Raw genomic sequence first — 25,440 nt, forward strand, 5'->3', positions numbered from 1 at the left:
TATTTCAATTCAATCACCAACATCCAGCAATTTCTATAAAAATTTATTTTCTACTAAGCTCCACAATCTCTGTGCATATTCGTCTACATTTTCCCAACCTCTATCATAATAAACTTCGCTGAGATATTCTTTGGCTTGTTCTAAAGTAGTATAAGAATTCAGACGATTCACCATTTGATTGAGTTCTACCTGACTTCCGTTAAAAAGAACTTTTGTAAAAGCAATTCTGTCATTAATATCTAATTTAAAATCAGGAAGTGTTTTTTCGGCTTCCATATAATCAGTAGGAAGATTAGATTTTAGTAAACTCGGTGCTTTTTTCTCTTCTGGAAGGTGAGTAACGTCTATTTTTTCTTGAATATGTTCTAAAGGATCATCATCAAAAAGGCTTTGAACAGTTGCTTTCAGTCCTTTAATATGTGCCAATTTAAATTTCTTCTCGTGATGTTCCTTGGTTTCGTGATGAGATTCTTCTTGGCTCACAAATTTTTCTTCAGAAGTTGGCTCAGGTTTTTCTTCGGTATGATGAATAGGAACGGGAATGTCTATAATTTTTCTTCTTTCTTCATGAATTCTTTCTTCCTCTTCTTTTTTATCCATTTCCTCTTTAGCCAAAGTAATTTCAGAAATTTCTTTCTCTTTTTCTATTTCTATATTTTCTGCTAATTCATTAATATTCTGTTCTTTTTCAATGAAATATTCTTCGTCTATTTTTTCTGCCACAGCATTTTCTTCAACTGCAGGTTCCTCTTCTAATTTTTCTTCAATATCTACAACTGGTTGACTGAAATCATCTACTTTTTTAGTATCAATTTCAAAGTTTATAACCTGTCTTTCAACATCTTGTTCTACATTATCTTCGGCACGAATAACAGAAAGCATCTCTGAATAATTTTTCAAAGAAATAACCTTTTCCTGAAGCTCTGTGAAAACTCCTACTTCTACTATAAAATCTTCTTCATTTGAAAAAGATGAAATCTTTGAAATCAATTCTTTAATTTCAGCGAATAATCTTTCTTGTGTTTCTTGTAATTTTTGCATGGCAAATCTTTTAATTTTTGCGTAAATTTGAAACTTATTTATATCTGCTAATTTAGACAATGTTTTTAGAAAATACAATAAACCACTCAAAACAAAGTGGATGGATGGAAGTAATTTGTGGCTCAATGTTTTCGGGGAAAACCGAAGAATTGATTCGCAGATTGCGCAGAGCTGAAATGGCTGGACAAAAAGTAGAAATTTTCAAACCGAAGATAGATACTCGCTATGATGAGGAAGAAGTTGTTTCTCACAATCACAACAAAATTAGAAGCACTCCTGTAGAAAGTTCAAACGAAATTTTACTACTGGGTTCTACTTGTGATGTGGTAGGAATAGATGAAGCACAGTTTTTTGATGAAGGAATTATAGAAATAGCTAATCAATTGGCTAATAACGGAATACGAGTAGTAATTGCAGGTCTAGATATGGATTTTTTAGGAAGACCTTTCGGACCGATGCCTTTTTTAATGGCAACCGCAGAATACGTGACAAAAGTGCACGCCATTTGTAAAACCACAGGAAACTTGGCCAACTATTCTATGAGAACTTCTAGCAGCAAAGACTTGGTACAACTTGGGGAAACCGATAGTTACGAAGCCGTAAGCAGAAGAATTTTTATAGACGAAGTTTTGAATAAAAAATAATGAATTACACCACAAAAGAAATAGCAGAAATTACTCAATCTCAAATTATTGGGGATAAAAATCTGCAAATTCATCATATTGCTTTTGACAGCAGAAATATTTATTCTACCCTCAAAACTGCTTTTATCGCCATCAATACTCACAAAAATTCTGGTGAGAAATACATTTCGCAAGCGATAGAAAAAGGAATTAAAGTCATTATTTCTGAAAATTTTTATTCAGAATACGACGGAATTACATGGATTATTGTAGAAAATTCTGTAAAATTTCTACAAGATTTAGCACATTATCATATTGAAAATCAACCTATTAAAACCATAGGAATTACGGGAAGTAACGGAAAAACCATCGTAAAAGAATGGTTATACCAATGTTTATGGAATGAATTTCCAACCGTGAAATCCCCGAAAAGTTTCAACTCACAGATTGGTTTACCGATTTCTCTGTTACAAACTTCAGAGAAACATCAAGTAGGAATTTTCGAAGTGGGAATTTCTAAACCAAATGAAATGAAGACTTTAGAAAAAATTTTTTCTCCTAAAATTGGAATTTTAACTCACATTGGAACTGCTCACTCTTCTAATTTCGAAAATGAACTTCAGCTGATTAAAGAAAAACTGATTCTTTTTAAAAATTCAGAAATTATTATCTATAATGGTGATAATGAGCAAGTTTGTAAAGAAATAAAAACACAATATTCTGATAAAAAACTGATTAGCTTTGGTCTAAAAACTCATAATGATGTAAAAATTATCTGTGATTATAAAGATAGAAATCAAGAAATTTTAGTTCAGTATTTCTCGGAAAAATTGAGTTTTCCTGCGAACCAAAGAGACGAAGCTACATTGACCAATGCTTTGGCAGTAATCTGTATTTTAAAAGAATTTGGTTTTACCAACGAAAAAATAGTTGAAAAAATCAACAATCTGAAAGCGGTAGAAATGCGATTAGAAAGTGTAAATGGAGTTCGTAATAATCTGATTATCAATGACTCTTTTAACTTAGATTTAGACTCGCTCATTATTGCATATCAGTTTATTAATCAGTATAATAGAGATGAAAAAACCTTAGTTCTTTCGGATATTTTTGATGTAAAAAATGATGATGTTTCGCTGTATCATAAAGTGGCAGAAATTACCAATCAGCAAAATTTCAAACAGATATTTTTAGTTGGCAATCAAATTTCTAGATTTCAAGAAAAATTTAATGCTAAAACCTATACTTTTTCTACCACAAAAGAATTATTGGAAAGCCAACAACTCAATTCCCTTGAAAATCAATTGATTCTACTTAAAGGAGCTAGAATTTTTGAATTTGAGAAAATAAAATCACATTTAGAACTTCAAAAACACGATACTGTTTTAGAAATAAATCTCAATGCCATTCTGCATAATATTAACGTTCATAAGTCATTGCTAAAACCAGAAACCAAAATGTGTGCAATGGTAAAAGCCTATTCTTACGGACTTGGCGGTTATGAAATTGCAGAGTTTTTACAACATCATCATATTGATTATCTGGGAGTTGCATACGCAGATGAAGGAGTAGACCTTAGAAAAAATGGAATCACTACGCCTATTTTGGTCATGAATCCCGAACAAGGCAGCTATGATGTGATTATAGATTACAATCTCGAGCCAGAAATTTACAGTTTAAGAGTATTAGAACTTTTTGCTAACCAATTACAATTGAAGGGAATTCAGCAGAAGTATCCTATTCATATCAAGGTAGAAACTGGGATGCATCGTCTTGGTTTTAAGGAACATGAAATTGATGAATTGGTTGAAAATCTTAAAAAATACAATGTAAAAGTTGCCAGTATTTTCAGCCATCTTTCTTCTGCAGACGTTCCAGAGGAAGATGATTACACGATGGAGCAAATTCACACGTTCCAAAGAGTTTCTTCTAAAATTTCTGAAGCTTTGGGCTATCAACCTATCAGACACATTTTAAATACTGCTGGAATTACCCATTATGCTGATTATCAATTTGAAATGGTAAGAATTGGAATTGGAATGGTAGGAATTTCTGCCAATCCAAAAGTGAAAAAACAATTACAAAGTGCCGTAACTTTTAAAACCGTAATTTCACAAATTTCTGAGGTAAAAGAAGGAGATTCAATTGGTTACAACAGAAAATACAAGGCAGAAAAAGACACCAGAATTGCTACTATTCCCGTAGGTTATGCAGACGGAATTCCTAGATTAATTGGCAATAAAAAAGGATTTGTAGGCATTCAAAACCAAAAAGTATCCATCGTAGGAAATATTTGTATGGATATGTTAATGGTTGATTTACAGAATATTAAAGCCAAAGAAGGAGATGAAGTGATTATTTTTAACGGTAATCCTACTTTGGAAGAATTCTCTGGATATTGCCAAACCATTCCTTATGAGGTTCTTACTTCTATTTCCAGAAGAGTCAAAAGGATCTACATAAAAGATTAAAACACCACACCAAAACACCCAAATATTACCCACCAATGAAAAAATTAATATTCTATATATTATTGATTTTCTTCAATTTACACGCAAATGCTCAGGTGAAAGAAAATCTAAAAATTCCCAAAAATCCAAAAATTGGATTGTCACTTTCTGGAGGCGGAGCCAAAGGATTTGCGCATGTAGGCGTTCTAAAAGTGCTGGATTCACTCGGTGTAAAAGTAGATTACATCTCTGGAACTAGTATGGGAGCAATTGTAGGCGGTTTATACGCCTCTGGTTACACCGGAAAAGACATTGAAAAAATTATATTAGACACCGATTTTTATAATTTGATTTCTAATCAAAATAACCGTGCAGAAAGTTCTTTTTTCAATAAATCTGTAGATAAATATCTGCTAAAAGTTCCCATAAAAAATGGAAAAGCCACATTACCCTCTTCTATTTCTTCTGGTCAAAAAAATCTATACTTGCTCAAAGAATTATTCAAAAATGTATCTAATATAAACGATTTCAGCAAGTTACCAATACCTTTCATGTGTGTAGCGACCAATTTAGAATCTGGAAAAATCAAAATTTTTGAAAACGGAGATCTCTCAGAATCTATTTTGGCAAGTTCTGCATTTCCCTCATTAATGGATCCTGTGAAAATTGGCGATAGTATCTATGTGGATGGAGCTATGACGGTAAATTATCCTTCAGAATTTCTAAAGAAGAAGGGAATAGACATTGTAATCGGTGTAGATTTGAATCAAGGACTTAATAAAAGGGATAAAATCAATAGCATTGTAGATATTTTGAATCAAATCATTGATTTTGGGATTGTAGAAGAAACCAAAAATCAAATAAAATTTACGGACGTAAATATAAAACCTAATCTAGAAGGTTTAGGAGTAACCAGTTTTGATGATAAAGCCAAAATTCTAAAATCTGGCTACACAGAAGCGATGAAATATGTAGAAGTTTTTGACAAACTTCCTAAGAAAAGTTATGAATATCTTAGAATTCCTGTAAATCCAATCTATTCTAATATCTATAAAATTGATGGATTAGAATTAGAAAATAATAAAATTTACAGTAAATATTATGTACAAGGAAAGATGAATCTCTTGATTCCATCGGTACAAACCTATGGAAAGATTAATAAAATGGTTGATAAACTCTACGCTACCAACAATTATAAAATCATCAATTATGACATCATACAGCGTGATAATCGAAATATTTTAAAACTTAATGTAAGTGAAGATGACACTAGATTTTTCTTAAAATTAGGTTTGCACTATGATGAGATTTTCAAATCTGGATTATTGGCCAATATCACCATTAAAAGACTCGTTTTTAAGAATTCTAACATCTCTATAGATGGTGTTTTCGGGGACAGACCTAGATATTACGTCAATTATTTCATTGATAACGGCTATATTCCAGGATTTGGCTTCTATGCTTCTGGAATGAGCTTTGACACAGAAAATGCAAACGGAACCGCGGTCAACAAATGGAATTGGTACAGAAATGAAGCATTTATACAATCCATTTGGAAAGATAAATTTGCTTTTGGTCTAGGTTTAAGCCATGATAATTTTTCTACTACAGAAATTATCACCAATAATGAAAAATTCGGGAATTATTTCAACCCTTTCATGTTTATGAGAGCGGATAATCAAGACAGTAAATCTTTCCCAAAAAGAGGATTTTATACCAATATAGAAGCCAAAATTTATAATATTTTTGATGACGAACAGAATAAAAGAGCCTTTCAAATCAAAGCAGATTTACGAGGAAATTTCCCTATCACCAAATGGTTAACTTATCGTTTGTCTACTTTTTATGGAATTTCTATCAATCCTGTTAATGATTTTTACCAATATCATTTAGGAGGAGTTTTTGACCAAAGAATTGTTAATTTTGTAAGATTTAACGGGTATAATCTTGGCGAAGAAAAAGGAAATAATATTTTTACGGTTTCTAATAACTTCCAATTTAATTTTTACAGAAATTTTTATATGATTGCAGGAATTAATTCGGCCAATATTTTTGAAAACTTTGATGATTCTAAATTCCTTGATTTAAAATATAATTCAGCTGCAATTACACTAGGATATGACTCACCATTTGGTCAGGTGAAACTTAATTACAGTCACGCATTTAAATCTAAACCAGGAATTTTCACTGTAGTTCTTGGTCACTGGTTCTAAAAATATAAATTAATGATACACTTTTTTTACGAAAATATAGACGAAAATATAGACGAAAATCTTAAAAATTGGATCGAAAATATCATTGTTTCTGAGGGAAAAAAACTCGGAGAAATCAATTATATTTTCTGTGATGATGAATATTTGCTCAAAATCAATCAAGATTTTTTAGACCATGATTATTATACAGACATCATTACTTTCGACCAAGTTCGTGGAAAAACCATTTCAGGAGAGATTTTTGTATCTTTGCAGCGAATTAAGGACAATGCTAGTCTTATTTCAAAAAATTACGAAGAAGAAAAGAAAAGAGTAATTGCACACGGCATTCTCCACCTTTGTGGTTATAAAGATAAAACCTATGAAGAACAAAAAACAATGCGTGCAAAAGAAGATTTTTATTTGTCATTAAAAACAGAATAAAATTTTTAGAAGCTATTCCCGCTTTCCGCACTCGCTTTTTTATATTTTCCACACGCTTTTTGCCTATTCAAAAATATAAAAAGAGCTCAAAAAAAATGCTTCAATCGGGGCTAGTTACACTCCGTAATTTGTAGAAAAAATATATAATGTTTCACGTGAAACATTTAAAAGAAAAAAGAAAATTTATAAATAAATAGATATAAATGTTATTTAACGAAACATATGATGTAATCGTAGTAGGAGCTGGTCACGCTGGTTGCGAAGCTGCTGCTGCTGCTGCTAATCTAGGTTCTAAAACCATGCTTATTACGATGAATATGCAAACCATCGGACAAATGTCTTGTAATCCAGCAATGGGTGGTATTGCAAAAGGTCAAATTGTAAGAGAAATAGATGCAATTGGCGGTTTTAGCGGAATTGTAGCTGATAAATCTGCCATTCAATTCAAGATGCTTAACCTTTCAAAAGGACCTGCAATGTGGTCTCCTAGAACACAAAATGATAGAATGAAATTCGCAGAAGAATGGCGATATGTTCTAGAAAATACTCCAAATCTTGATTTTTTTCAGGATATGGTGAAATCTTTAATCATTAATAATGGAAAAGTAGAAGGCGTAATTACTTCTCTAGGTATAGAAATCAAAGGAAAATCTGTGGTTTTAACCAATGGAACTTTCTTAAATGGACTCATTCACGTAGGTGATAAACAGTTAGGAGGAGGAAGAATGGGCGAACCAAAAGCCTACGGAATTACTGAGCAATTAGTAGATTTAGGCTTTGAAGCTGGAAGAATGAAGACTGGAACACCAGTTCGTGTAGACGGAAGAAGTCTTGATTATTCTAAAATGGAAGAACAAGCAGGAGACAAAAATCCTCAAAAATTCAGTTATTTAGATACCCCTAAATTAACGAAACAACGCAGTTGTTACATTACTTATACTAATGATACTGTACACGAAATTCTAAGAACTGGATTTGATAAATCTCCTATGTTTAATGGTACTATCCAAAGTATTGGACCAAGATATTGCCCAAGTATTGAAGATAAAATCAATCGTTTTGCGGAAAGAAACCGTCATCAATTATTTGCCGAACCAGAAGGTTGGAATACAGTAGAAGTATATGTAAATGGCTTTAGTTCTTCATTACCAGAAGATGTACAATTGAAAGCTTTACACCATGTTCCTGGCTTTGAAAAAGCTAAAATTTTCAGACCTGGTTACGCTATTGAATATGATTACTTCCCTCCTACACAATTAAAGCATACTTTAGAAACTAAATTGATAGAAAACCTATATTTTGCTGGTCAAATTAATGGAACTACTGGTTACGAAGAAGCAGCTGGACAAGGTTTAATGGCAGGAATTAATGCACATAACAAAGTTCATGAAAAAGATGAATTTATACTCAGCAGAGATGAAGCGTATATTGGTGTTTTAATAGATGATTTAATTACCAAAGGAACCGAAGAACCATACAGAATGTTTACTTCTAGAGCAGAATATAGATTACTTTTAAGACAAGATAATGCAGACATTAGATTAACTGAAAAAGCATACAATCTTGGTTTAGCTAAAGAAGAAAGGCTAAAAAATATGGAAGAAAAAGTATCTAAATCTTCTGAACTTGAAGAATTTTTAAGAGAAACTTCTTTAAAACCTGGTATTATCAATCCTATTCTTGAAGCTAATGAAAGTTCACCTGTAGACCAAGCATACAGAGCAGCACAAATCCTTACAAGACCTAACCTTTCTTTAGAAAAATTAACTGCAATTGATTTCATCAAAGAAAAAGTAGAACAGTATAATGAAGAGCAGAAAGAACAGGCAGAAATCAATATCAAGTATAAAGGTTATATAGAAAAAGAAAGAGATAATGTAGCCAAATTACAAAGATTAGAAACCATTAGAATACCGGAAGATTTTGATTTTTCTAAAATTTCTTCTCTCTCTGCTGAAGCAAAACAAAAGCTCAATAAAATTCAACCTAAAACCATTGCACAAGCAGGAAGAATTTCAGGAGTATCTCCTGCAGATATTAATGTACTGCTTATATTTTTAGGAAGATAGTAGCAAAATGTTTCACGTGAAACATTCTAGAATTTTGTATCAAATTTAGATTGGACTTAGCAAATTATATATGAAAATTAAAGATCATTTTTTAAGCAAAGAAATTTTTGAAATTAAAGAAACCGAAATAGAAGGAATTTTTAAAACCTATCCAATTCCCGAAAATTTAGGTAAATATTATGAGAGTAAAGATTATATTTCTCATCACCAAGATTCTAATTCTTTAAAAGAAAAAATTTACAAATTTGCCCAATCTTTTAATTTAAATTATAAAAGAAATATTCTTTCTTCTGTAAGTTTTGAAAATGCTAAGGTTCTAGATTATGGCTGCGGTGCTGGTGAATTTTTGAAACATATAGAAAATGATGTTCAAACTTTCGGATATGAACCGAGTGACGCTGCCAGAAATTTTGCCAAACAAAAAACTACCAAAACAAAGTTTATAGAAAACTTAAATGAATTAGAAAACGGTAGTTTAGATGTTATTACGCTTTGGCATGTTTTCGAACATATAGAAAATCAGACTGAGATACTTTCATTATTTTATGACAAATTAAATCCAAACGGTCATTTAATTATTGCAGTTCCTAACTGTACTTCTTATGATGCAAACTATTATAAAGATTTTTGGGCAGCTTATGACGTTCCTCGTCACTTATTTCATTTCTCAAAAAAAGGAATGGAAAAATTTTTCAATACCGAAAATTGGAAATTAGAAAAAATAAAACCTCTCCTACTCGATTCTTATTATATTTCAATTTTGAGTGAAAAATATAAGAAAAATCCATTTTTTTGGATTTTTGGAGGAATTGTAGGAGCAATTTCGAACATAAAAGCATCAAAAAACGGAGAATTTTCAAGTTTGATATACATTATCAAAAAAATCTAGAAAATCGATTTTTAAACTATTTATGAAAGTCAATTTTCAGCTATTTTGATTAAAATTTCTAGTTTTTGGAAATTTTATACTTAAAAAATCTACCCTATTATAAAACAAAAAATCTTCAGAAAAATTTCTGAAGATTTTTTTTGGTCTTTAAACTTCAATAAAGTTTAAACTAAAATTTTTTAATTATTTATTGCAGCAACTCCTGGAAGTTCTAAACCTTCTAAAGATTCTAACATAGCACCTCCTCCAGTTGAAACATAAGAAACTTTATCTGCATAACCATTTTGTTTTACAAAAGCTACAGAATCTCCTCCTCCAACTAAAGAGAAAGCTCCTAATTGAGTTGCTTCGTCTATACTATCTCCTAATGCTTTAGTTCCAGCTGAGAAATTCTCCATTTCGAAAACTCCAATCGGTCCGTTCCAAAGAATTGTTCTAGAATTCATAATCACATCGTGGAAGATTTCTCTAGATTTAGATCCAGCATCCATTCCCATCATGTTTTCTGGAATGTGATAAATATCTACCTCTTCTCTATGCGCATCATTATTAAATTCATCTGCAGCAATTACGTCTACAGGCAAATAGACTTTTACATTATTATGTTTAGCTTTTTCTAAAATTTCTAAAGCCAAATCCATTTTATCAGCCTCTAATAAAGAAGTTCCGATGTTACCTCCTAAAGCTTTAATAAAAGTAAAAGACATTCCTCCACCGATAATTAAATTATCAACAGCTGTTAAAATATTTTCGATAATAGTGATTTTAGTAGAAACTTTAGAACCACCCAAAATAGCAGTAACTGGTTTTTCACCGCTTCCTAATACTTTATCTATCGCTTCTAATTCTTTAGCCATTAATAAACCGAAAAATTTAGTTGAAGGGAAAAATTTAGCTATAACAGCAGTAGAAGCATGTGCTCTGTGAGCAGTACCAAACGCATCATTTACATAAACATCTCCTAATTTTGCTAATTTTCCTGCAAATTCTTCATCACCAGCTTCTTCTTCATTATAAAATCTAAGGTTCTCTAGCAATAGAATTTCACCTGGATGAAGCTCTGCAGCTGCTTTTTCAGCAACTTCTCCTATACAATCAGAAGCAAATTTCACTTCTTTTCCTAATACTTTAGAAACTTCATCTACTATCTGAGAAAGAGAAAACTCTGGATTTACTTTACCTTTTGGTCTACCAAGATGCGTCATGATAATTACAGAACCTCCATCATTTAAGATTTTATCAATCGTAGGTTTAGCAGCAACTATTCTGGTATTATCGGTTACTTTTTTATTTTCATCTTGAGGTACGTTGAAATCTACTCTAATTAATGCTTTTTTTCCAGCGAAACTGATATCATTAATGGTTTTCATAAATTTTTTTCTTTTTAAAGTTTTTAGATTATTCTGCTTTTTTTAAAGCTTTACAAATTTAAGATTTCTAAAATGGCAAAAAGAAAAATCATGAGAAAAATTTCCACAAACTGACGAAAAACATTTTATAACATATTTTCTTCTTTTTAATAAAAAAAGAAATGAATACTATTGTTGTAGTTGTGAATAATGGGGAAAACTATTTTCTAATTTTTTTACGGAAAGAGTTGTAGTGCAATTCATAAGTTTTCCATATTGTAATATTCTCATAATCATATAAATAAATGCTTTACTAACAATTGTGAATAACTCTTATTTCATACATATATTGAAAAACTTGTTATGGAAAAACTAAAGAATTTGACCTCAAAAAAATATATAAACAAAATCTATAATATTGCAAGTTTTTTTCTATTACACAAAAATTCTTTAACTTTTTATTTTATTTAGCAGAAGTTTTAAACATAGTAATTAACATTCTGTTAATAATTGTGTAACATTCTATTAAAATACTGTAAATTAGTAGAATACAAATTAAAGTAATTTGCTGAGATTTTCTTAAACACTTGATTTTAAAGCCTATTAAATAATTGGATTTTAAAAATTAATCCACAATTCACATTTAAAGTGTTAATTTTGTAGAAATAATAAGAAATAAAATGAAAAAAATAGCAATCGCCGCAGATCACGCAGGCTATGAATACAAGGAATTTGCAAAGAAACAATTAGAAGGAAAATATGAATTGGTAGATTTTGGAACTCATGGTTTAGATTCTGTAGACTATCCAGATTTTGTACATCCTGCTGCAAGTGCTGTAGAAAACGGAGATTGTGAATTTGGAATTTTATTTTGTGGGAGCGGACAAGGAGTACAATTAAGTGCCAATAAACACCAAGGAATAAGATGTGCATTAGCTTGGATGCCAGAAATTGCAGAATTATCTCGACAACACAATAATTGTAATATGGTTGCAATGCCAGCCAGATTTATTGCCAAAGAATTGGCGCTAGAAATCATAGAGAAATTTCTCACCACCGATTTCGAAGGAGGAAGACATCAGAACAGAGTAGATAAAATCACTTGTAAATAAAGCCATCTCCGACGAAAGTTGGAGATTTTTATTTAAATTTATAAAAATTAAAAAACACTAAAACATATATGAAACAACAACATAAATCACAAAAACAAGACCAGAAACTTCGCGATATTGGGAAGCTCATTCTGCGTTTTATGAATAAAAAAGCTTCTAAAATCTACAATTACAAACAGATTGCAGACGGAATAGAATATAAAAATCCGAGACAAAGAGAACTCGTCATTCAGGCACTTCATAAACTGAAAGCCGAAGATAAAATTAAGGAAACAGAGAAAAATAAATACATCGTTAATCTATTGATTACTGATACTTTAACCGGAGTTATAGATTTTGCAGCCAATGGAAATGCCTACGTAAAAGTAGAAGATATAGAAGATGACATTTTTATTCATCAAAAAAATGTAAAAGATGCTTTACAAGGTGATACGGTTCTTATCGTAACCTATCATTTCAAAGGAAAAAAATTAGAAGGTTCTGTTTTAGAAGTTTTAGAACGTGCTAATGATACTTTTGTAGGGACTTTTCAGTTTGTTCCGCATAAAGATTTTGGATTTGTAGTCATTGATAAAAAACAAATCAATAATGACTTTTTCATTCCAAAAAATAAAATAAACGGTGCTAAAGATGGAGAAAAAGTAGTGGTAAAAATGCTGAATTGGGATGCAAATTCTAAAAATCCTGAAGGGGAGATTATCCAAGTTTTGGGACTTCCTGGTGAACATGAAACAGAAATCCACTCCATTTTAGCAGAATATGGTTTACCTTATGAATTTCCACCAGAAGTAGAAGCAGAAGCAGATAAAATTGATAGAAAAATTACTGCTGCAGAAGTGAAAAAACGAAGAGATATGCGTGAAATTCTCACATTTACCATTGACCCAAAAGATGCGAAAGATTTTGATGACGCCCTTTCTTTACAGAAATTAGAAAATGGAAACTGGGAAATTGGTGTTCACATTGCAGACGTTTCGCATTATGTAAGACCTGGGACTATTTTAGATGATGAAGCATATAACAGAGCAACTTCAGTTTATTTGGTAGACAGAGTGGTTCCTATGCTTCCTGAGGTTTTGAGTAATGATGTTTGTTCGCTTCGTCCAAATGAAGATAAATTCACATTTTCTGCAGTTTTTGAATTGAATGATAAAGCTGAAGTTCAAAATCAATGGTTCGGAAGAACGGTTATTCATTCAGACAGAAGATTTACCTATGAAGAAGCGCAAGAACGAATTGAAACGAAAACAGGAGAATTGGCAGAAGAAATAATGGTATTAGATAAACTCGCTAAAATTCTAAGGAAAAATAGAATTAAAAATGGAGCAATTACTTTTGACAGAAGTGAAGTAAGATTCAATTTAGACGAGAATAATGAACCTATTGGTGTTTATTTTAAAATCAGCAAAGATTCTAATCATTTGATTGAAGAATTCATGCTTTTGGCTAATAGAAAAGTATCTGAATTTGTTTCACTAACTAGAAAAGGGGAAACTACAGGAAATACTTTTGTGTATAGAGTTCACGATGATCCTAATCCTACAAAATTAGAAGCATTGCGAGAATTTGTAGGAACTTTCGGGTACAAAATGAATCTTGCCAATTCTAAAAAAGTGGCAGAATCACTCAATAAATTATTGAACGATGTAAAAGGAAAAAGCGAAGAAAACATGATTGAAACTCTTGCCATGCGAAGCATGAGCAAAGCAGTTTATTCTACCAATCCTATTGGACATTACGGATTAGGATTCGAATATTACTCTCACTTTACCTCTCCTATTCGTAGATATCCAGATTTAATAGCTCACCGTTTGTTACAGCATTATTTGGATGGAGGAAAATCTCCTTTTGCTGCAGAATACGAAGAATATTGCAAACATTGTAGTGATATGGAACGTCTCGCATCAGATGCAGAAAGAGATTCTATTAAATTCATGCAAGTAAAATTCATGGAAAAACATGTAGGAGAAGTTTTCGAAGGGGTAATTTCTGGAACTGCAGATTTCGGATTCTGGGTAGAAATTCCAGAAAACGGCGCAGAAGGTTTAATTAAATTGCGCGATTTAATGGATGATTCATACTTCCACGAACCAAAAACACATTCTATTGTAGGAATGAGAACAGGTAAAACTTATCAATTAGGGGACACTATAAAAATTAAAGTAATAAAAGCGAATTTGGTGGCTAAACAATTAGATTTTAAAGTGGTGGATTAAATTTAAAATCCCAAGGCTAAACAATAAAAATTATTGAAATTTCAGTTCAAACAATAAGCAAAATTTTAAAAAATATTAATCTTTAAATTGTAATTTCTTACCTTTGTTAAATGCTTGAACTTATACTTTCGGCAATCGGATTAGGATTTATGTTGAGTCTTGTTTTTATAGGACCAATATTCTTTTTATTGATTGAGACTAGTTTTTGTAGAGGTCATCGTCATGCATTGGCATTAGATTTAGGCGTGATTACTGCAGATATTTTGTGTATTGTTGCCGCTTATTTTGCCAGTGCAGATTTGGTAAATCTTATAGACAAACATCCAGGATTTTATAGAATCACAGCACTTATTATTTTGGTTTATGGAATCTTCATGATGGTTACCAAAACTCAAATGCATGTGGCTAATGAGAAAAAAATCATCAATCAAAATTATTTCAAAACCTTTGTGAATGGCTTCTTATTCAATATTCTAAATGTGGGTGTCATATTATTTTGGCTAGTTACTGTAATTTCGGTGAGAAATGAATATCCAGATTTGCAGAATTTCATGCTCTATATCGGTTTAGTAATTGCGACTTATCTTGCAATAGACTTACTCAAAATATTATTAGCCAAGCAATTTCACTATAAATTGACTCAAAACTTAGCCAATAAAATCCGAAAAACTGTAGGAATTATCCTTATCATTTTTAGTTTTTTCATCTTTCTGCAGAGTTATAAAAAATTCAATCAGTTTGACAAGCGTTTAGAAGAAGCAGAAAGCAAAGAAATACTCTATCAAAAAGCAAAATGAAAAATATTATTTTTCCTAAAACTTTAAAAAAAGGTGATCAAATAGCCATTATTTCTCCTGCAGGATTTGTAGAAGAAGCATCACTTCAGAGCACTATCAGTTTGATAAAATCAAAAGGCTACGAACCTATTTTAGGAAAATATACCCTTGGAAAATTTGAAAACGGTTACAACTATTCAGGAACCGAAAAAGAAAGAATTCAGGATTTAAATTGGGCTTTAAATAACCCAGAAATTTCAGCAATTTGGGCTTCAAGAGGTGGGTATGGTTGTCAGCATTTATTGAGACATCTCAAACTTTCAGAATTTAGAGAAAATCCGAAATGGTATATTGGTTATTCTGATAATACAGTCATTAACAGTTATTTACTGAAAAATAATTTTGCTTCTATTCACGGACAAACCATTAAAACAGCTAGTTTCGGGGTTTCTGAAGGTAGCTATGAAGATATTTTCAAAATTTTAGAAGGAAAGAAAATCCATTATTTCGTAGAAAAACATCAACTCAATAAAAACGGAAAAGCAGAAGGAGAAGTCATTGGCGGAAATTTAGCCTTGATTTATGCCCTATTAGGAACTCCTTATTCATTTGATTTCAAAGATAAAATTCTTTTCATAGAAGATATTGGCGAGAATTTTTATGCGCTCGATAGAATGTTGATAAGCCTTGATTTAGCAGGAGTTTTCAGAAAAATCAAAGGATTAATAATTGGTGGAATGACCAATATGGGCGATGCAAAAGAAAACAAAAACTATGATGAACCTTTCGATGAATTTGCTTACGAAATCATAGCTCAAAGAATAAAAAAATACAACTTCCCTACTCTATTTGGCTTTCCAAATGGGCATATTTTTGACAATAGACCTTTAATTATTGGTGCTAGAATAAAAATGGAAGTTGAGGAAAAAATAAAGATTGAATATTAAGTTATAAAACTTAAACTTCATGGCAGAACACAATGAATTTGGAAAACTTGCAGAAGAATTGGCAGAAAAATTTTTAGTTGAGAAAAATTATAAAATCTTAGCCAAAAACTTTCGTTTTCAAAAAGCGGAAATAGATATCATTGCAGAGTTTAATAACCAAATCATCATTGTAGAAGTAAAAGCTAGAGCTACAGATGCTTTCATGCTTCCACAAGAAGCCATTAACAAAAAGAAAATCCGACTTCTAGTGGCTGCAGCCAATCAATTTTTAGAAGAAAATAATATTCATCTAGATACCAGATTTGATGTGATTTCTGTCTTGCCAAACGATGATGGAAAATTAGAAATCAGTCACATAGAAGATGCTTTTCAAAGCTTTGATGCCAATTAAGAACATAAATCTATAATTATAAAATGAAAACAGTATTCATAACCGGAGCGACTTCAGGAATAGGAAAAGCTTCCGCAGAAACTTTTGCTAAACAAGGTCATAGATTGATTATTTGTGGTCGTAGAAAGGAGGTTTTAGAAAATTTACAAATCGAATTAAGCAATTTCACAGAAGTGTACAGCTTGGTTTTTGACGTAAGAAACCAGCAAGAAGTAGAAAATGCCATCAATTCGCTTCCAGAAGAATGGAAAATTATAGATGTTTTGGTAAATAATGCAGGAAATGCTCACGGATTAGAACCTATTTCCGAAGGAAATATTGCAGATTGGGACGCTATGATGGACGGAAATGTAAAAGGATTGCTCTATGTTTCTCAACCAATTATTAAAATCATGAAAGCGAGAAATACAGGTCATATCATTAATATTTCTTCGGTTGCTGCGAGACAAACTTATGCAAATGGTGTGGTGTATTGTGCATCAAAACGCGCTGTAGACGTTATTTCCGAAGGAATGCGTTTGGAACTTACAGAATTTGGAATCAAAGTCACCAATATTCAACCGGGAGCTGTAGAAACTGATTTTTCTAAAGTAAGATTCAAAGGAGATGAACAACGTGCTGCAACTGTTTATGCTGGTTATGATGCACTAAAAGCAGAAGATATTGCAGATGCGATTTCGTATTGTGTAAATGCACCAGAAAGAGTTTCTATTGCAGAATTATGCATTTATCCAAAAGCACAAGCAGAACCAAGAACTATTTTTAGAAAATAATGTTATAATTAGGTAATTAGATAATGTGATAATATCTTTGCAGAATTATCTAATTACCTTATTAGCAAATTATCTAAATTAAAATGAAAATCCTCCATATAGAAACCTCTTCTAAAAACTGTTCAGTTGCTATTTCTGATGGCGAAGAATTATTATGTCTTTGCGAAGAAGTTTCAGAAAACTATAAGCAATCAGAATCGCTACACACTTTTGTAGAATGGGCTTTAGAAGGCGCAGAAATTTCTTTGAAAGATATTGAAGCCGTTTCATTAGGAAAAGGTCCGGGTTCTTACACTGGACTCAGAATTGGCGCAGCTTCGGCAAAAGGGTTTTGTTATGGACTGAAAGTTCCTCTAATTGCTGTAAATTCTCTAGAAACGAAGATAGAGCCGTTTTTAGGTCAAAACTACGATATAATCATTCCATTAATCGATGCAAGAAGAATGGAGGTTTATTGCGCCGTTTTTGATGGAAATTCAGGTAAAATGTTGACGGAGACAGAAGCAAAAATCTTAGATGAACAATCTTTTAAAGAATTAGAAGGCAAAAAAATCCTTTTCGTAGGAGATGGAGCCAAAAAAGCACAAGAGATTTTACAGATTTCAGGAGCAGATTTTAATGAAAATGTGTATCCATCTGCGAAATATCTCATCAAAAAATCGGTGGAGAAATTCAACCGACAAGATTTTGAAGACGTGGCGTATTTTGAGCCGTTTTATTTAAAAGATTTCCATAGTGTAAAGAAAAAATCATCAGAAAATGCATAAATAAAAAGCGGAATTGATTATTTCAATTTCGCTTTTTATTATCTATTTTTTAGGATTAAGTGGTTGTAGACCCGGATCATTACTTTCCCAATTGGTCTTTAATTTTACTGGAGGTGTCTTTGGATTTTTTTGTGAAGAAGAATTTTCTAATGAATTGCCTCTTTGTGCTTCTGGATTTTGAATTTCCATTTTTGGTTTATTCAAAGCATTATTATTAATTAGGTTTCCATTAGAGTCGAATTGTTCCACTTTTAAATCGCTTTTCATATATTGTAACATTTCCTTCGCTTTTACTCCTTCAGGAGTTTTTGCATAATTCAGCATTAATTGTTCTAGTTGAAGAATCATGATTTCTTTTCCTGCAGTTTTTCCTGTGTTAAAAGCATTTAACAAAGTAAATTTAGGAACCAAAACATCTTTTGGATACTTCAGCAATGTTTCTTCAATCATTTTCCTAGAATCGTCATATTTTTCTTCTGCGTAAAGAGCAAAAGCCTGTGTATAGATTTTTTCTACCTCAGAATCAGAAGTGGTAAAATCTGCTTTTTTAGGATTTTTTACAAATTCTGCATAAGAAGTATAAGGGTATTTTTCTAAAATCAATTGTTTCGCACGTTCAGCAGCACTAGGCGTTTTTTCATAATTCATAGAAAAAATCTGATACAGTGCTTGTAATTCTGTTTCTTCATCGGTTTTAGAATCTACCAAATCGTAAAGTGTTTTGGTGGCTAAAGAAGTATTAGAAAAGAAGTTTTCGTACATTCTTCCCAAACCAAGACTTGCCGTATCTCTGTCTTTTTTGAGCGCTAAAATTTCTTCTGTTTTGGTCGGGATTTTCTCTATGTAGAAATCAGGTTCATATCTTCTAGGATCTGGAGCAGCCGTAATTCCGAGTGCTTCATTTTTAAGATCTTCTATAGAGTTCATCTTGGTAGAAGTTCGCCAATTGTCCGTAAGCGCTCTATTTCCCCAGATTTGTTTAAATTCTCTTTCACCTTTAGAAATCGTAGTTTGATTGGCAAAATAAAAGCCTTTGCTTGCATTGAAATCTAAGAAAGAATTGTTGTTATCTGTATTTCCTAGCAAGGCAAAATCTACGGTTTCTACTCTATTTTTGCTTTCTTTTTCTGCTTTTTTTCGTTCGAGTTCTTCCTTAGCTTCTTTGGCTTTTATGCCTTCAATATGTTTGTTAAAAAAGGCAATTCGCTCATCATTAGACATTTTGGTTAGTTTTAGAATGCTGTCGTTCTTTTTGATGAGATAATAATTTTTAGAAATGTCTTTTATGTTTTCGGTAAGCGATTTCAGTTCTTCTTTTGCAGGTGTATAATTCATCGCAGCATAAGCAGAATCATAGTAAACACCAGCGCTTAGATAGTCATTATCTTCGAAAAACTTTTTCCCGATTTCATAGTAAGCCAAACCTCTAACTTGAGGATCTGATATTTTTTCTTTGATAGATTTCTGGAAAAATTCTTGCGCTTCTTCCTTTTTACCAGCTTTTTTTGCCATTAAGCCCAGTGCATAATAGAATTCATTTTTTCTAGAAGCATAGGTTCCTTTTTTGCTTATTTTTTCTAGATATTCTTTTGCACCTTCGTAATCATCGTCTTTTCCGTTGAAAGTTTTGGCGATTTCTACTTGAGATTTTACTTCAAATTCAAAATTTCTGGCATTTTTATAAGCAGTCACGAAGCTTTCTCTTGCTTCTTCATTTTTGCCAAGATTGGCAAGTATTTGTCCACGAAGAAAAGCAATTCTGCTTCTTAATTTTTTGTTTTTATTGAGTTGGTAAGCACTTTCTAATTCTGTTACTGCTTCTTCTTTTTTACCAGCGTTTAAAAGCATTTCTGAATAGAAAATACTGAGTAATTTTTTTTCAGATTTTTTAAGTTTTTTATTCTCTTTCAGTTCACGGAAGGTTTCATCTGCACGGTAATAATCTTTCATTTTTCCGTAAGTGTACGCTTCGTAAACTTTGGCTAAAGAAAGTCTCTTATCTTTTTTATAAATTTTTTGAACTGTATTAAGCGCGTCAAGAGCTTCCAAAGGCTTATTTTGGAACAATCTGGCTTTTGCTAATACAAGATAAGCGTCAAAAATAGTTTTGTTTTTTTCTTCGCCTTTAAATAACATAGAATGCTTTTCAATCGCTTTTTGAGCCTTCATTTCTGCAATTTCTAAAGTACTAACTCTAGAGCCAGAAGACAAAGAATTTACATTTATATCATCATTATAAAACCCAGCAGGGGGGATTACACTTTCATCATCAGACATTCCTAAACTTTCCATTTGAGATGAAGAAATTTGCTCATCATATGTAAGTAATTTAATGTAAGGCGCATGAAAATTATCTCGGTGAGATTTATCTCTCTGTTTCAGTTCGGTATTGAGCGCTTCTTCCCCATTAAATAAAACATTGTAAAAAGTGGTGAAACCTTGATATTTGCGGTTCAAATAGCCATCTTTTCTTGGCGAACAAGCCAAAAAAATGAAGAAACCTAATGCAAGAAGTATATTTTTTTTCATGGAGTGTTTTAATAACTGAAATTGCCACAATTTATTGTGATTGAGGCTAAAAACATTCAGTAAAAATAAGGATTTTTTTAGAAACCTAAATCTTTTAGAGTTCCGTAAACCAAATGTGTAGGCAATCCCATAATTGTGTAAAAACTGCCATTGATTTTTGAGATTTTTGCCATGCCCAGCCATTCCTGAATTCCGTAGCTACCTGCCTTGTCAAAAGGATGATAATTTTCGATGTAAAAATTAATTTCTTGGTCATCAATTTCTGAAAATTCTACATTTGCTACATCAGTTTTAGTGATGATTTTTTCATCTGTTTTAAAAGAAACAGCGGTGTAAACTTGGTGTGTTTTTCCTGACAAATGTTGAAGCATTTCTACAGCTTCTTCCCTATTTTTAGGCTTTCCCAATGCTTTTCCTTCAAAGGTGACAATGGTGTCAGAGGTGAGTAAAACGTCATCTTTTTGTAGATTTTTGTAAGCATTTGCTTTAAGCTCAGAGAGATATCCTGCAATATTTTCTACGGGTAAATTTTCTGGAAAAACTTCGTCACAATCTATAGAAACCACCTCAAAATCAAAGCCTAAACTTTGTAAAAGTTCTTTTCTTCTAGGTGAATTAGAGCCAAGTAATATTTTCATTTTTTTTAAGTAGCTATAAGTTTTTTAAATAGACTGCGTATCATCATCAATCCAAGCTCCTTGTACTTTCATGACCTGTTCTATAACGTCTCTTACAGCGCCTTTTCCACCGTAAATAGGAGAAATATAGTCCGAAATTTCTTTTACTTCTGCTACAGAATTTGGCGGACAAGCTGCAATTCCAGAAATTTTCATCATTTTGATGTCTGGAATATCATCTCCCATCGTAAGAATTTCTTCGTTTTGAAGATTATATTTTGCTTTAAACTCTTCGAATTTTTCTAATTTATGATGCACTTTTGAATAATAATCAGTGATACCCAAATAATGTATTCTGTGACGAACCATTGGGTCATCTCCGCCTGTAATAACACAGATTTTATATTTCTTTTTCAATGCTTTTACCACTGCAAAACCATCTAAAACATTCATCACTCTGCACATGTTTCCTTCTGGCAATAGATAAACGCTACCGTCTGTGAAAACACCGTCTACATCAAAAACAAAGGCTTTTATATTTTTTAATTTTTCTAAATGACTCATAAAATTTACGATTTCTAACAAATTAACATCTTATATCTTAAGTCTGAAAATCTATCTATACATTTTCAGAATAGATTCGTTTAAGGTTTTATAGATTTTTAGTTTTTCTTCATCGGTTAATAAAGATTCATGAAGTTTCAGCACTTTTTCATCATTTCTGATGGCTGGTCCGGTTTGTGCTAATTTCGGTTCTAATTCATGAATTTTTTGGGTAGTTTCGTCAATTAATGGTAAGAAATAATCAAAAGGAATTCCCTGACTGTCAGAAATTTCTTTAGCTCTTGTGTACAAATGATTCACGAAATTACAAGCAAAAACCGCCGTCAAATGAATGTATTTTCGTTTTTCATCATTGGCAAGCATTACGTTTTTAGAAATCTTTGATGCTAAATTTTTCAAAATTTCTTTGTCATTTTTGTTTTCTGCATCTATGAAAAATGGAATTTTAGAATAGTCTAAATTTTTTGATTTTGAAAACGTTTGAAGCGGATAAAAAACTGATTTTCTGAAATTTCCACTTAATGCTTCACGTGAAACAGAACCAGAAGTATGCGTTACCAAAACATTTTCATTTTTGATGAGAGATGAAACTTCAGCAATCGAAGAATCACTTACCGAAATAATGTACAAATCAGCAGTAACTAGAGTTTCAGTAGAAAAAGGAATGGAAAATTGCTCTGAAATTTTCTGAAGCTCGGTGGTATTTCTTCCAAAAATTTGAGAAATAGGAATTTTAGCTTCTGTAAAAGCTTTTGCTAGGTGAAATGCCACATTTCCAGAACCGATGAGTACAATTTGCATAGAGCAAAGATAAGAAATAGTTATTTTCGGAAAATTTTAAATTTTCTTCAAGATTTCAGAAATTTCTATTTGATTAAGACAAGCATAATCCCCACGGAAACAAGGTTTATTGCCAAAAACAGAACAAGGCCTGCATGCTAAATCTGTAATTTCTACAATGTCATTTTCGGACTGTCCGTATCCTAAAAATCCAGCGAAATAATGGGTAGCTCCCCAAACCGAAACCACTCTAGTTCCCACCAAACTTGCCAAATGCATATTGGCAGAATCCATAGAAATCATGAGTTCTAATTTAGAAATTTTCTGAAGTTCTTCTTTTAGCGAAAGTTTCCCAGCGAGAGAAGTTACATTTTCTAACTCTTGCTCCCATTTTGATAAAACCGCTACTTCTTTTTTTCCGCCACCAAAAAGATAAACGGGATTATTTTTAGAAAGCGTTTTTACCAATTCTAAAGATTTTTCAATGGGAAGCATTTTCCCTGCATGTTGAGCAAAAGGAGCAAATCCAATTCCAGATTTTTGTTGAGATTTTGGGAATAATTGATGAGAAAGTTTTAGTTTAAAACCTAATTTTCTGAAAACATCTGCATAACGTTCTGTAGTTGGCTTCAGCGGGTTTTTAACCTTATTTTCCTTTCTCGTAAGTAATTTTTTTTCGGTTCTTCCTTTGTCAAGCGTTGCCGTTTTTTTGAAGAAAAAACTCAGAATTTTAGTGCGCAAAACATTGTGCAAATCGGCTACAAAATCTGGCTGAAATTCCTTTTTCAGTTCTAAAGCCAATTTTCTTAACCCGAAAAATCCTTTGTAATCATCTAGATTTACGCCACGAAAAGTCAATCGCTCTACTCCATCGAATAAATCGGCAAAGTTTTTTCTAGAAACGAAAACAATTTCTGTGTCAGGATTTTGTGCCAAAAATTCTTTCAAAACAGGCACAATCATTGCCACATCTCCAAAAGCGGAAAAACGATATGCTAAAATTTTTTTCACGATTTTAACTGAAATGCAACCGCGTAAAACTTAATTTGTTTGGTCATTGCCATCAAACCATTGGCTCTAGAAGGCGATAAAAATTCTTGCAAACCGATTTTTGAGATAAAATCAAAGTCAGAATCCAAAATTTCTTGGGTAGAATGACCGCTGTAAATTCTCACCAAAAGTGAAACAATTCCTTTCGGTAAAATCCCATCAGAATCTGCATTGAAGAATAATTTTCCGTCTTTAAATTCGGCGTCTAACCAAACTTTTGACTGACAACCTTTAATCAGATTTTCTTCTGTTTTTTTGTCTTCAGGCAAACCTTTCAGTTCTTTTCCAAGGTCTATTATGTATTCGTATTTCTGCTCCCAATCGTCTAGAAACTCGAATTCTTCTATGATTTCTTGTTGTTTTTCTTGAATTGTCATGGTACAAAATTAGTGAAAGTTTTCTATAATCACTTTTTGATAAAGTTCCAGAATTTTTGGAGCTTCATTTTCCCAACAAAGTTCTTGGGAAGCAATTTCCAGTTGAGGCAAATAAGAACTTCTCCCCTTTTCTAAAACAGTTTTTACTTTTTCTGCCAAATGTTTTGGTTCGTGAGAAGTGATAAATTCGCCTACATGATAATTTTCTATAATTTTCTGCATTTCGGGGAATTTAGAAACTACCACAGGAACTCTGGCTTGTATGTAATCTGAGATTTTATTCGGAAGTGAGTAGTAATAACTTAAGCCTTTATTTTCTTCAATGCTTATACCTACATCTGCTTTTTCGGTGATTTTTCTTAAATCATCAGGATGAAGATTTCCTAAGAATTTTACTTTATTTTCTAGATGCAAAGTTCTCGTAAGTTGTTGATATTCTTCTAAAAAAGGACCTCTTCCTGCAATGTGGAACTCTGCATTTTCAATAAATTGCATCGCTTCAATCATCTTATCAATTCCTCTAGAATAATTGATGGCACCTTGGTAAAGAATTACTTTTGGATGGTTTTCAACGAAATTTTTCGGTGATTCTGATTTTTGAGGGAAATTTCTAATGACAATAGGTCTCTTAGTCTTGTAAGTACCCTCAAACCAATTGGCATAAGAATCATTTGCCGTGATAAAATATTTGATTTTTCTAATCAAAGCATTTTCCAGAAGTCTCCAAACATACTGAACCCAACGGTTGGTTACGGTTGGCATTTCGGTAAAAATCTCGTGACTATCCCAAACTAAAGGAATTCCTTTGATTTTTGAAACCAGATAATTGGGTAAAAGTGCGTCTAAATCGTTGGCGTGAAGAACCGTTTTTCGGTCGGCTTTTTTCAGCAATTCAAAGAATAATTTCCAATGAAATTCTAAATAAGCGAAACGTAATTTTTTGGAATGTAAAGAAATTCTTGAAAATGGATAAGGTCTTTGCATTTCGGGATTTCCGCCCCAATTATTCCCTATTACTTCTATTTGGTAAGCATTTTCGTGCAAGGTTTTGCAGAATTTTTCCACACGCTGATCGGTGTATAAATTATTGAAAACGCTTACCAAAATTTTCATTATAAAAAACTTTTAATCGTGTTTTAATAAATGATAAAGTTGTATAACGCAAAGAATTGCGTTAGGAATAATGATAGGCCACAACATTCCGCTGAAAACACCATAAATTACAAAAGCAATACAACCGATAAGATTAATTACTCTGATTTGTTTAATGTTTTTAAGCATAAAGCTCAGCACTACAAAGAATGATGCAGCATAACCTACATAATTTGCCCAATTCGCGTCCATTTCAAAAAAATTTAAGACGACAAAATTACTAATTTCCTGCTATTAATTTTGTAAAATAATGTCATAAAGTCATAATATGAGTTTGGTAAAGTATTTGTAACTTTGATTTACGAAATCAATTCATATTGACTTCATTAGAATTT

At 31.9% G+C, this 25,440-nt stretch carries 23 protein-coding genes; 13 read left to right on the plus strand and 10 right to left on the minus strand.

Annotated features, from left to right (window positions below; translation table 11 throughout):
- Positions 1 to 33: 33 nt before the first annotated feature.
- Positions 34 to 1,041, minus strand: a complete 1,008-nt coding sequence (locus N7277_RS03090; RefSeq protein ID WP_274780290.1) for a hypothetical protein — start codon at positions 1,039 to 1,041, stop codon at positions 34 to 36.
- 59 nt (positions 1,042 to 1,100) lie between these two features.
- Between N7277_RS03090 and N7277_RS03095 the strand changes: the two genes are divergently transcribed.
- From N7277_RS03095 to N7277_RS03120, 6 genes are all read left to right on the plus strand, one after another.
- The gene (locus N7277_RS03095; RefSeq protein WP_274780291.1) at positions 1,101 to 1,685 is read left to right on the plus strand and encodes a thymidine kinase; all 585 of its coding nucleotides are present in this window, start codon (positions 1,101 to 1,103) and stop codon (positions 1,683 to 1,685) included.
- Positions 1,685 to 4,132, plus strand: coding sequence for a bifunctional UDP-N-acetylmuramoyl-tripeptide:D-alanyl-D-alanine ligase/alanine racemase (locus N7277_RS03100; protein WP_274780292.1), 2,448 nt, complete (start codon positions 1,685 to 1,687; stop codon positions 4,130 to 4,132). Before N7277_RS03095 ends, N7277_RS03100 begins: the two co-directional genes overlap by 1 nt.
- Before the next feature lie 35 nt (positions 4,133 to 4,167).
- Complete coding sequence (locus tag N7277_RS03105) at positions 4,168 to 6,324, plus strand: patatin-like phospholipase family protein (RefSeq protein WP_274780293.1); 2,157 nt, start codon at positions 4,168 to 4,170, stop codon at positions 6,322 to 6,324.
- Between the two features lie 12 nt (positions 6,325 to 6,336).
- Entirely contained in the window at positions 6,337 to 6,747 is a 411-nt protein-coding gene (ybeY, locus tag N7277_RS03110; protein ID WP_274780294.1) for an rRNA maturation RNase YbeY, read from the plus strand.
- Between the two features lie 203 nt (positions 6,748 to 6,950).
- On the plus strand, positions 6,951 to 8,816 hold the full coding sequence (gene mnmG, locus N7277_RS03115; RefSeq protein WP_274780295.1) for a tRNA uridine-5-carboxymethylaminomethyl(34) synthesis enzyme MnmG: 1,866 nt from the start codon (positions 6,951 to 6,953) through the stop codon (positions 8,814 to 8,816).
- Between the two features lie 70 nt (positions 8,817 to 8,886).
- On the plus strand, positions 8,887 to 9,705 hold the full coding sequence (locus tag N7277_RS03120) for a class I SAM-dependent methyltransferase (protein ID WP_274780296.1): 819 nt from the start codon (positions 8,887 to 8,889) through the stop codon (positions 9,703 to 9,705).
- 179 nt (positions 9,706 to 9,884) lie between these two features.
- Here the strand turns inward: N7277_RS03120 and N7277_RS03125 are convergent, their stop codons facing one another.
- Complete coding sequence (locus N7277_RS03125) at positions 9,885 to 11,075, minus strand: phosphoglycerate kinase (RefSeq protein ID WP_274780297.1); 1,191 nt, start codon at positions 11,073 to 11,075, stop codon at positions 9,885 to 9,887.
- Between the two features lie 659 nt (positions 11,076 to 11,734).
- On the opposite strand from N7277_RS03125, the gene N7277_RS03130 reads away from it, so the two are divergent.
- From N7277_RS03130 to tsaB, 7 genes are all read left to right on the plus strand, one after another.
- Positions 11,735 to 12,166, plus strand: a complete 432-nt coding sequence (locus N7277_RS03130; protein WP_104793017.1) for an RpiB/LacA/LacB family sugar-phosphate isomerase — start codon at positions 11,735 to 11,737, stop codon at positions 12,164 to 12,166.
- A gap of 68 nt (positions 12,167 to 12,234) precedes the next feature.
- Positions 12,235 to 14,382, plus strand: coding sequence for a ribonuclease R (rnr, locus tag N7277_RS03135; RefSeq protein ID WP_274780298.1), 2,148 nt, complete (start codon positions 12,235 to 12,237; stop codon positions 14,380 to 14,382).
- Positions 14,383 to 14,492: 110 nt separating this feature from the next.
- Positions 14,493 to 15,179, plus strand: a complete 687-nt coding sequence (locus tag N7277_RS03140; RefSeq protein WP_274780299.1) for a LysE family translocator — start codon at positions 14,493 to 14,495, stop codon at positions 15,177 to 15,179.
- Complete coding sequence (locus N7277_RS03145) at positions 15,176 to 16,105, plus strand: S66 peptidase family protein (protein ID WP_274780300.1); 930 nt, start codon at positions 15,176 to 15,178, stop codon at positions 16,103 to 16,105. The genes N7277_RS03140 and N7277_RS03145 overlap by 4 nt, the downstream gene beginning before the upstream one ends.
- 19 nt (positions 16,106 to 16,124) lie before the next feature.
- Positions 16,125 to 16,496 carry a YraN family protein gene (locus N7277_RS03150; RefSeq protein ID WP_274780301.1) on the plus strand — a complete coding sequence of 124 codons (372 nt, stop codon included), beginning with the start codon at positions 16,125 to 16,127 and terminating at the stop codon, positions 16,494 to 16,496.
- 23 nt (positions 16,497 to 16,519) lie between these two features.
- The gene (locus N7277_RS03155) at positions 16,520 to 17,269 is read left to right on the plus strand and encodes an SDR family NAD(P)-dependent oxidoreductase (protein WP_274780302.1); all 750 of its coding nucleotides are present in this window, start codon (positions 16,520 to 16,522) and stop codon (positions 17,267 to 17,269) included.
- An 83-nt stretch (positions 17,270 to 17,352) separates the two neighbouring features.
- Positions 17,353 to 18,036: a tRNA (adenosine(37)-N6)-threonylcarbamoyltransferase complex dimerization subunit type 1 TsaB gene (gene tsaB, locus N7277_RS03160; protein WP_274780303.1), complete on the plus strand. Its 684-nt coding sequence runs from the start codon at positions 17,353 to 17,355 to the stop codon at positions 18,034 to 18,036.
- A 42-nt stretch (positions 18,037 to 18,078) separates the two neighbouring features.
- Here tsaB and porW read toward each other — a convergent pair whose 3' ends face one another.
- The 8 genes from porW to N7277_RS03200 form a co-directional block, all read right to left on the minus strand.
- Complete coding sequence (gene porW, locus N7277_RS03165; protein ID WP_274780304.1) at positions 18,079 to 20,565, minus strand: type IX secretion system periplasmic lipoprotein PorW/SprE; 2,487 nt, start codon at positions 20,563 to 20,565, stop codon at positions 18,079 to 18,081.
- 77 nt (positions 20,566 to 20,642) lie between these two features.
- Entirely contained in the window at positions 20,643 to 21,203 is a 561-nt protein-coding gene (locus N7277_RS03170) for a Maf family nucleotide pyrophosphatase (protein ID WP_274780305.1), read from the minus strand.
- Positions 21,204 to 21,227: 24 nt separating this feature from the next.
- Complete coding sequence (locus tag N7277_RS03175; RefSeq protein ID WP_274780306.1) at positions 21,228 to 21,746, minus strand: KdsC family phosphatase; 519 nt, start codon at positions 21,744 to 21,746, stop codon at positions 21,228 to 21,230.
- Between the two features lie 51 nt (positions 21,747 to 21,797).
- Complete coding sequence (locus tag N7277_RS03180) at positions 21,798 to 22,547, minus strand: Rossmann-like and DUF2520 domain-containing protein (protein WP_274780307.1); 750 nt, start codon at positions 22,545 to 22,547, stop codon at positions 21,798 to 21,800.
- Positions 22,548 to 22,583: 36 nt separating this feature from the next.
- Positions 22,584 to 23,489, minus strand: a complete 906-nt coding sequence (locus tag N7277_RS03185; RefSeq protein ID WP_274780795.1) for a glycosyltransferase family 9 protein — start codon at positions 23,487 to 23,489, stop codon at positions 22,584 to 22,586.
- 44 nt (positions 23,490 to 23,533) lie between these two features.
- Positions 23,534 to 23,953 (minus strand): SufE family protein, encoded by a 420-nt coding sequence (locus N7277_RS03190; RefSeq protein WP_069799841.1) that lies wholly within the window; start codon positions 23,951 to 23,953, stop codon positions 23,534 to 23,536.
- A 9-nt stretch (positions 23,954 to 23,962) separates the two neighbouring features.
- Positions 23,963 to 25,066 (minus strand): glycosyltransferase, encoded by a 1,104-nt coding sequence (locus N7277_RS03195; protein WP_274780308.1) that lies wholly within the window; start codon positions 25,064 to 25,066, stop codon positions 23,963 to 23,965.
- 12 nt (positions 25,067 to 25,078) lie between these two features.
- A complete protein-coding gene (locus N7277_RS03200) occupies positions 25,079 to 25,297 on the minus strand; it encodes a uroporphyrinogen decarboxylase (protein ID WP_274780309.1) in 219 nt (72 codons plus the stop codon).
- Between the last annotated feature and the right edge of the window lie 143 nt (positions 25,298 to 25,440).

Origin of the sequence: Cloacibacterium sp. TD35 (assembly GCF_028864635.1) — a bacterium.
GTDB lineage: Bacteria > Bacteroidota > Bacteroidia > Flavobacteriales > Weeksellaceae > Cloacibacterium.

Bases quoted from the DNA above. Each gene is read 5' to 3' on its own strand.
- N7277_RS03150 (WP_274780301.1), top strand. From the start codon at position 16,125: ATGGCAGAACACAATGAATTTGGAAAACTTGCAGAAGAATTGGCAGAA.
- N7277_RS03170 (WP_274780305.1), bottom strand. From the start codon at position 21,203: ATGAAAATATTACTTGGCTCTAATTCACCTAGAAGAAAAGAACTTTTA.
- N7277_RS03095 (WP_274780291.1), top strand. From the start codon at position 1,101: ATGTTTTTAGAAAATACAATAAACCACTCAAAACAAAGTGGATGGATG.
- N7277_RS03155 (WP_274780302.1), top strand. From the start codon at position 16,520: ATGAAAACAGTATTCATAACCGGAGCGACTTCAGGAATAGGAAAAGCT.
- N7277_RS03175 (WP_274780306.1), bottom strand. From the start codon at position 21,746: ATGAGTCATTTAGAAAAATTAAAAAATATAAAAGCCTTTGTTTTTGAT.
- N7277_RS03200 (WP_274780309.1), bottom strand. From the start codon at position 25,297: ATGGACGCGAATTGGGCAAATTATGTAGGTTATGCTGCATCATTCTTT.
- N7277_RS03100 (WP_274780292.1), top strand. From the start codon at position 1,685: ATGAATTACACCACAAAAGAAATAGCAGAAATTACTCAATCTCAAATT.
- rnr (WP_274780298.1), top strand. From the start codon at position 12,235: ATGAAACAACAACATAAATCACAAAAACAAGACCAGAAACTTCGCGAT.
- mnmG (WP_274780295.1), top strand. From the start codon at position 6,951: ATGTTATTTAACGAAACATATGATGTAATCGTAGTAGGAGCTGGTCAC.
- N7277_RS03140 (WP_274780299.1), top strand. From the start codon at position 14,493: ATGCTTGAACTTATACTTTCGGCAATCGGATTAGGATTTATGTTGAGT.
- N7277_RS03090 (WP_274780290.1), bottom strand. From the start codon at position 1,041: ATGCAAAAATTACAAGAAACACAAGAAAGATTATTCGCTGAAATTAAA.
- N7277_RS03180 (WP_274780307.1), bottom strand. From the start codon at position 22,547: ATGCAAATTGTACTCATCGGTTCTGGAAATGTGGCATTTCACCTAGCA.
- N7277_RS03190 (WP_069799841.1), bottom strand. From the start codon at position 23,953: ATGACAATTCAAGAAAAACAACAAGAAATCATAGAAGAATTCGAGTTT.
- N7277_RS03125 (WP_274780297.1), bottom strand. From the start codon at position 11,075: ATGAAAACCATTAATGATATCAGTTTCGCTGGAAAAAAAGCATTAATT.
- N7277_RS03145 (WP_274780300.1), top strand. From the start codon at position 15,176: ATGAAAAATATTATTTTTCCTAAAACTTTAAAAAAAGGTGATCAAATA.
- N7277_RS03195 (WP_274780308.1), bottom strand. From the start codon at position 25,066: ATGAAAATTTTGGTAAGCGTTTTCAATAATTTATACACCGATCAGCGT.
- N7277_RS03120 (WP_274780296.1), top strand. From the start codon at position 8,887: ATGAAAATTAAAGATCATTTTTTAAGCAAAGAAATTTTTGAAATTAAA.
- porW (WP_274780304.1), bottom strand. From the start codon at position 20,565: ATGAAAAAAAATATACTTCTTGCATTAGGTTTCTTCATTTTTTTGGCT.
- N7277_RS03185 (WP_274780795.1), bottom strand. From the start codon at position 23,489: ATGATTGTGCCTGTTTTGAAAGAATTTTTGGCACAAAATCCTGACACA.
- tsaB (WP_274780303.1), top strand. From the start codon at position 17,353: ATGAAAATCCTCCATATAGAAACCTCTTCTAAAAACTGTTCAGTTGCT.
- ybeY (WP_274780294.1), top strand. From the start codon at position 6,337: ATGATACACTTTTTTTACGAAAATATAGACGAAAATATAGACGAAAAT.
- N7277_RS03105 (WP_274780293.1), top strand. From the start codon at position 4,168: ATGAAAAAATTAATATTCTATATATTATTGATTTTCTTCAATTTACAC.
- N7277_RS03130 (WP_104793017.1), top strand. From the start codon at position 11,735: ATGAAAAAAATAGCAATCGCCGCAGATCACGCAGGCTATGAATACAAG.